Annotated in this window: 6 protein-coding genes; 4 read left to right on the top strand and 2 right to left on the bottom strand. The window is 44.8% G+C overall.

Features of this window, described 5'->3' with window-relative positions:
• Positions 1-406 precede the first annotated feature (406 nt).
• On the bottom strand, positions 407-3,268 hold the full coding sequence (glnE, locus tag L0G63_RS13260; RefSeq protein ID WP_301451078.1) for a bifunctional [glutamate--ammonia ligase]-adenylyl-L-tyrosine phosphorylase/[glutamate--ammonia-ligase] adenylyltransferase: 2,862 nt from the start codon (positions 3,266-3,268) through the stop codon (positions 407-409).
• A gap of 376 nt (positions 3,269-3,644) precedes the next feature.
• Here glnE and tusD point away from each other — a divergent pair, with 376 nt between their 5' ends.
• From tusD to L0G63_RS13240, 4 genes are all read left to right on the top strand, one after another.
• Complete coding sequence (gene tusD / locus L0G63_RS13255; protein ID WP_301451077.1) at positions 3,645-4,085, top strand: sulfurtransferase complex subunit TusD; 441 nt, start codon at positions 3,645-3,647, stop codon at positions 4,083-4,085.
• 67 nt (positions 4,086-4,152) lie between these two features.
• On the top strand, positions 4,153-4,476 hold the full coding sequence (locus L0G63_RS13250) for a hypothetical protein (protein WP_301451076.1): 324 nt from the start codon (positions 4,153-4,155) through the stop codon (positions 4,474-4,476).
• A 53-nt stretch (positions 4,477-4,529) separates the two neighbouring features.
• Entirely contained in the window at positions 4,530-4,859 is a 330-nt protein-coding gene (locus L0G63_RS13245; RefSeq protein WP_301451075.1) for a hypothetical protein, read from the top strand.
• On the top strand, positions 4,856-5,218 hold the full coding sequence (locus L0G63_RS13240) for a TusE/DsrC/DsvC family sulfur relay protein (protein ID WP_301451074.1): 363 nt from the start codon (positions 4,856-4,858) through the stop codon (positions 5,216-5,218). Before L0G63_RS13245 ends, L0G63_RS13240 begins: the two co-directional genes overlap by 4 nt.
• 92 nt (positions 5,219-5,310) lie before the next feature.
• On the opposite strand, the gene L0G63_RS13235 is transcribed toward L0G63_RS13240, so the two are convergent.
• On the bottom strand, positions 5,311-5,868 hold the full coding sequence (locus tag L0G63_RS13235; RefSeq protein ID WP_301451073.1) for a tRNA (cytidine(34)-2'-O)-methyltransferase: 558 nt from the start codon (positions 5,866-5,868) through the stop codon (positions 5,311-5,313).
• Positions 5,869-5,988: the final 120 nt, after the last annotated feature.

The following is a 5,988-nucleotide window of genomic DNA, read 5'->3' as shown; positions in this document are numbered from 1 at the left end:
CCCAACGATAAAAGCAGGGGACAGGACTCTTTTTTGCCGCTTCATCGTTAAAAATAAGCGCTTAGAATGACTAAACTTATTATTTTTAACATCGAATCGCCTAAAAAATAGTCGCTGTCAGTGCCATGGTCGAATGTTCAACACGCCCTAATAGTATTGATCAACATCGTGTGATAATACTGCAGCGTTCATTTTTATTGCTCAAATACTGCTTCATTATGACGAACACTTGACTGTATTATAATGATGTGTGACCGATTATATCACTGGCCGTATTGGCAAATGAAATCTTTTGGTTTGAGACCCTATAGTTTTTAATTACGGTTTTTAATTATTATAAGGCCTTACAGTTTAAGCGCCTCTTTGGCTATCAGCAAGACCTTAATAAAAACAAATCTCAAAATTATTATTCGTTAGATTTTACGCCCATTAGATGCTGCCACTGTGCTTGTACCAGTGCGCGTGTTTCTAGCCAAAGCGACTCATCGACCAATAATGATTGCTCTGATAGTGCCAGTTGATGAGTCGCAGCACGTATTCTAAGATAAGCATCTGTTAATGCCTGACAAACTTGCTCCTCCCAAATACCAAGTGAAGCAACTTCTTCAAAAATACGGACATTGTCGCTCCATTTGGTCAAGCTTGGATGCTCATGTGAGTAAGCCAATACCGCAAACTGTGCTAAGAATTCAATATCGACAATGCCGCCTGCATCTTGTTTGAGTTGGAACTTGCCCGCTTGTTGCTGCCACTGGCTGGTGCCTAAGTGCTTCTGCATTTTGATACGCATACTGGTGACCTCAGAGCGTACTTGCTCTAACGTCCGCGGCAGCGCCAGCACATCTCGGCGAATGTCACAAAAGCGCGCAGTCACTCGTCTGTCACCACAAATCGCCCGAGCGCGCACCAGTGCTTGATGCTCCCATGACCACGCTTTGTCCATTTGATAGGTTTCAAAGGCATGACAGGACACGACCATCATGCCAGCGTTGCCCGACGGACGCAGACGCATGTCAATCTCATATGCCCTACCATCTCGCGTTTGGGTATTGAGATAATTCATCAGCTTTTGTACCAGACGTGCGGCAAACTTCATGCCACTCACTGACTTCTCACCTGTGGTCATGCCCTGCTCTTTTATTTTGTGCAAAAACACCAAGTCTAAATCTGAAGCGTACGAAAGCTCCAAACCACCCAGTTTACCGTAGCCAATGATCGCAAAACCGCAGTCAGCCTCAGTGACTGGATCGCCATCTTGACCGATAGGATAGCCATAACGATTAACGATTTCGGCAAACGCTCGCTCTAGCGCGGCTTCTAGTACCACCTCAGCAATATAAGTCAGTGAGTCTGAGACTTTCATGATTGGACGCTCAGCTAACACATCACTGGCCGCCACCGCCAATACTTGGTTTTTTTTGAACAGTCGCAGCACACTCAGTAGCTCTTCTTCATCATTAGGCTCAACACGCAATAGCTGTTGACGCAAGATATCACGTAGCTCAGGCTTGTCTGGCAAATGGCGATAATGTTGCTGTAAGAACGTATCTAACAATACAGGGTATTGTGCCAACTCTTTTGCAATCCATGGGCTGGCCGAGAGCATCGGTATCAGCTCAATCGTTGCATTGGGGTTTTCTGCGATCATCACCAAATAGATAGAGCGTCGACAAATCGCTTCAAGCAGTGCGATCAGCCTCGGCAAGGCTGCGTTGGCAAGCTTTTGCTGATCTTGATGGGCTAATAGCGCATGGACAATGACAGGGTATGCTTCATCCAAGCGCTCTCTGGCTTCTTCGCTTAGGTTAGCAACCATTTTAGATTGCCAAAACCGCTGTAGTAACTGGCGATTTTTTTCTGTTAGCACTTGATTTAAGCGCTTGATTTGCTCCTCTAAATGCTCAGGCTCTAAATCATTATCCTCGTTATCAGGTACTTGGCGCTCTGTCACCATACGCTCAAATGGTACATTCACATTGTCTCGATGAGCATTTAATTGGGTCAGTAATGCCTGCCAGTCATCAAATCCAAGCGTCACGGCTAGGTTATGTTGCCAATGGGGATCATGTGGCAGCTTTTGGGTCTGTTGATCATTGATCGCCTGAATCGCATGCTCAAGTCGACGTAAGAAACGATAGGCCGCTTGTAGGTTATCGTAGGTGGCTTGCTCTAGGTATCCAAGCTCGCGTAGTACTTGCATTGCCTGTAGACAGGGCTTTATTTGTAGCTGAGGATGACGGCCACCATAAATCAGCTGAAACGCTTGTACAATAAATTCAATGTCTCTGATACCGCCAGCACCCAGCTTAATATTGTCTAGATCTTCACGCTGTGCAACTTGGTTTTGAATGAGAGACTTCATCTCTCTAAGCGCTGAAAACGCACTGTAATCCACATAGTAGCGAAAGACAAATGGTTTCACCAGTGCCTGAATTGCCTCATAAAATGGCTGGTCTATCTGTCCAACCACTCGTGCTTTGAGCCAAGCAAAGCGCTCCCACGCGCGTCCATGCAGGGCAAAATATTTCTGTAACGCTGAGAGATGGATGGCCAGATCACTGCCATCGCCCCATGGACGTAATCGCATATCAACCCGAAAGACAAAACCATCAGCGGTTTTATGATCGAGTAGCTTAATAATACCTTGACCCAAACGAGTCATAAACCGCTTGTTATCGATACTACGTGTGCCTTTCGCCTTGTCACCATTGGTCTCACCGCGCGCTTGATGTATAAATATTAGGTCGATATCACTTGATAAGTTGAGCTCTTGAGCGCCAAGCTTGCCCATGGCCATGATAGCCATATCATCGATCTGCACATTTCCTTGTTCATTGATAAAGGTTGGCTCACCATACTTTGCGGCCAAATGCTGATAGGTATAGTCCTTGGCAAATGAGATACAACCACCTGCAAACTCCGATAGCTCATCCGTTAACTGCTCAAGACTGATCATCTGCAAAGCATCTTGCCAAATCCAGCGCATCATCAACAGCGTACGCAAATGACGTAATCCGCTCATGACCTTGGGTTCATCAGCGAGTTGATAATTTTCATCTAACGTATAGTCTTGTATCAGATCATCGATTTGCTGACGGGTCAATGTACTGTTCAATGGGTAGCTACGTAAAAATGTCTGGCATGAAACCGTTCGGCTCTCCCAAATTTGATAGGCAAACTCACTTGCCTTTTGTAGTACTTGAAGCTGCTTTAGTGTCGGCTGATAATCTGTACCACTGTTCGTACGTGAGGGCATAGCAGGTAACATAGTGACAAAAACTCCTTACATAGAATGGTAAGACTACGTGAACCCAGCTCATAAGTTTATGATTTTTTCTTACGAGACAGTCACAGCATCAAATAAACATACTCAATATATCCGCACAAAAGATAAAGCCATATTTCGTAACAGTGACTCTATTTGCTTTGAGCCGCTTTATGGTAGCATAAACCTCTTTCAGCAAAATGTTTTACGATTGCCTCATTACGATACGCTCTCATGATCATGAAAAAAGCCGTTTAATCTAATAGTGTTGAGAAATAATAAAATTTAGCCAATCGAATAAATGGCTTCGTATACAGCCTTTTAATCATACTTTCTCGCCCTTAAATATCCTCATTAATAATAGGTGACACTGCGCCTTATGACTACAACTGCCCCACTACTGCTCATCACCGCTGATTCTAGTGATCCATTGGCATATCTGGCGCTACGCTATGCGCAAGCTTACCTCAAAGACATATCCGCTGACGATACTCAAACAAACAACAATGACAATCCTAACACCAAACGGCCATTGCTCAATGTCTTTTTTTATGGGGATTCGGCGCATCTGGCGAATCGGCTACGCTGGCAGTCCGCTGATCAAATGAATTTGACCAAAGAATGGCAAATGTTGGCTGAACAATATCAGTTGGCACTGCCTGTCTGTGTCAGCACCGCACTCAGCCGTGGGGTGAGCGATACGGAGAATGGTGCGCGGCATCAGCTTGATGGTGACAATCTAGCGACAGGATTTACGTTGGTGGGGCTCAGCGAGCTCGCTCTGATGATGCAAAATGACTGCCGCATCATACCGTTTTAATAGACGCTCTATTATCACAATGATTGGCGGTAGTTATTTTTGCGTGAACTATTTTTAGGAATACATTATGAGATTATTGATTCAGCTTCGTACGCCTACTGAAGCGGCAAGTTACGAAGGCTGTGCCCTTGCACTGACACTAGCAACATTCGGTCATGAAGTACAGCTGTGGTTAGATGCGCCTGTTTTTGGCTTATTGATACAATCTGAGTCACGTTTACACGGCATGATCCAATCGCTTGATCTTTATGACATGCCAGCCGCTTGGTTACCCGATGATGTCTATAGCGGTTGGGTCATTGGCATGTTACCCATAGATCTTACCTCACAACTCATGCTGGCACCAGAAACCATTCGCTCTCAAGATTTTGAGCAAATTTTATCTTTTTAGTTGGTAATATAATCAGATTTATAAAATAATAAAACACGCAATCGGATACCCTTATGGCAACTTTATATCAATTACACAGCTCGATGGCTACCCTTAGTCGTAGTACCGAGGAGATGTCTCGCACTTGGAACAAAGGCGACAGTATTGTATTACTTGGCACCACAGCCGCTTTTATTGACTGGTTAAACGCCTCTCTGAATGAGAATGAAATAGATGGTATCACTGGTATTTATGCCCTAGCCGATGATATAGCAGCGCTCACGACAAATACCACTGCCAAGCTCAATTTAGACAGTAAGCTGACTCGTCTTTTGACAGATGCAGAATGGGTGAGCCTGACTCAGGACAGTCAGTTTGATAAAGTGGTGACGATTGCCCTATGAATACTTATGATTCTACGACCGCTCACACCTCGACAACTGGCGCAACCAATATCGCACTAGATCAGGACGGTCATCTGTGTGACCATACAATTTGGACGCCTGATCTTGCCCAGCAGCTAGCAGACACACTCGAGGTCAGCCTAACGAGTGAGCATTTGCAGATTTTGCAGCAAGTGCGTGCGTTTTTTGTCAAATTCAACCACGCGCCAGCGACACGCCCATTGATTAAATGGCTACAGAAAACTTTGCCTGAGCACGATATTAGCAATCAAAAACTACAACAGCTATTTAATACAGGATTGGTTGCGCGCCATGTCAATCGCTTAGCTGGGCTACCAAAGCCGCCCAACTGCCTATAAAAATGTCTCTAATAACTATAACTGCTTACCATGTAAGCATTGATGAATGAGTCATATCATCGACTCATTTGGTATATCGCTACTTTGGATCGCTATTTCGGATCGTAGACTGTCAGCGTTTCATAACCGACACTTCGTCCTTCATCACCCAAGAATCCTTGCTGTCGCCATATTTCATACAAACATATGGCGACACTATTGGATAAATTGAGACTACGCGAATCAGCCAACATTGGTAATCTTAGCCAATTATCAGCACCGATATCTTCTCGTATATCATCTGCCAGACCTGCTGTCTCAGAACCGAATACCAGCGCGATATTGGGCATGTCATTGTCAGATTTTTCACTGTCTGCTTGCCCGCCAAAATCATACTCATAGAACGGTTTACTGAGTTTGGTGGTCAATGCGGTGACAATGTGGCAGTCCGCTGATTGCAAGGCTTGCCTCGCTGCGGCCCAATCTTCATGAACCTGCAAATGCGCGTATTCATGATAATCAAGGCCTGCGCGGCGCAGTTTCTTATCATCAAGCTCAAACCCTAACGGTCTGACTAAATGCAGCTGCGCGCCACTGTTGGCACACAACCGAATGATATTACCCGTATTACTTGGCATTTTTGGGGCGACCAACACGATATGAATGGTCATATTTGTTTACTCCACAACTAGTCGATGCTCTATTATTTAAACTTATGAGCGATAGCTAGGGCGTTTTGAACATTCGACCATGGCACTGACAGCGACTATTTTTTAGGCGATTCGATGTTA

This window comes from Psychrobacter sp. (genome assembly GCF_030454045.1).
Lineage (GTDB): Bacteria > Pseudomonadota > Gammaproteobacteria > Pseudomonadales > Moraxellaceae > Psychrobacter.
Note: the sequence above shows the minus strand (reverse complement) of the source record. Positions and strands in the feature narration are given on the sequence as shown.